Source organism: Corallococcus sp. AB038B, from assembly GCF_003668955.1.
Classification (GTDB): domain Bacteria; phylum Myxococcota; class Myxococcia; order Myxococcales; family Myxococcaceae; genus Corallococcus; species Corallococcus exiguus.
Genome location: NZ_RAWO01000046.1, coordinates 1 through 1,056, shown reverse-complemented (window position 1 = coordinate 1,056; position 1,056 = coordinate 1). Strand labels below are relative to the sequence as shown.

1 protein-coding gene and 1 pseudogene are annotated in these 1,056 nt (G+C 63.6%); both read right to left on the bottom strand.

What is annotated here, in order from left to right; all coding sequences use genetic code 11:
- Window positions 1-618 (bottom strand): annotated as a pseudogene (locus D7Y04_RS46145) (IS630 family transposase); the annotation flags it as partial.
- Window positions 504-917 (bottom strand): helix-turn-helix domain-containing protein, encoded by a 414-nt coding sequence (locus tag D7Y04_RS46890; protein WP_368666439.1) that lies wholly within the window; start codon window positions 915-917, stop codon window positions 504-506. The pseudogene D7Y04_RS46145 and the gene D7Y04_RS46890, both read right to left, overlap by 115 nt.
- Between the last annotated feature and the right edge of the window lie 139 nt (window positions 918-1,056).

The following is a 1,056-nucleotide window of genomic DNA, read 5'->3' as shown; positions in this document are numbered from 1 at the left end:
GCAGTAGGCGAACCAGGCCGCTGCGTCCTGTGGCCTCACGGATGCAAGTGCCTCTCGCATTGCTTCGCGGAGGGCCACATGCGTGCGGGCGCCGATGGCCCGCATGCGCGTCTTGACCTTCAGCCAGCACGACTCGATGGGGTTGAACTCTGGGCTGTAGGGCGGCAGGAAGAGAAGACTCGCCTTGCGACTGCGAATGAGTTGCTCGACTGCCGGTCGGTGATGGACGCTGAGGTTATCCATGACAACCACGTCGTCAGGCTTGAGGATGGGTAGCAGCCCCTCACGGACGTAGGTTTCAAAGCGGTCGCTGTTGGTAGCACCCTCAAAAGTCAGTACCGGCCCCACTCCTTGGAGCGTCAAGTCCCCTATCATCGTGACTTGTTGACGACGGCCCAGGGGCACGTAGCCGCGAGCGCGCTGCCCTCGTCGAGCACGTCCATATCGACGCGTCATGGTGAGGGTCGCGGCAGTCTCATCGATGAAGTGGAGGCTCGCGGGCTTCAGTTGGGCGGCCGTAGCCAAATACCGCCTGCGGGCGCGGCGATTCTTCGCCAGCCTCCGCTCGGAGGCGAGGAGTGACTTTTTTTGCGTGTGTAGCCCAATCGGCGAAAGGCACGTCCCATGGTGGCGCGGCTCACTCCCACACCCGTTTGCTTGACGTCAGCATCCGCTATTTCCTGGGTCGTACTGTCGGGCGCTGCATCCAACAGCCGCTTCACCTTGCCCAGTTGCGAATCAGGGATGCGGAAGAAGGGACGGGGGCCCGGGCGCTTTGGCGCGAGAGAGCCGGTCCGCTTCCAGCGGCCAATGAGGCGATCAACCGTCGCGACCCCTACTCGAAACCGCTTGGCGAGCTCGCCCCAGGACTCCTCCCGTGTCAGGTACGAGTCGAGAATCCGCTGCCGCAAGTCCATCGAAAGTGGTGCGCCCATGGCCTCAATCTATGGGCTCCGGAGCGCGCGCCCTTGCTCGTCACGCATGGGCTGGGCCCACCGAGGGCTACGCCCTGCGTCTGCCTCGATCCACGTTCGTGAGCACCGTTGTAAACGACCG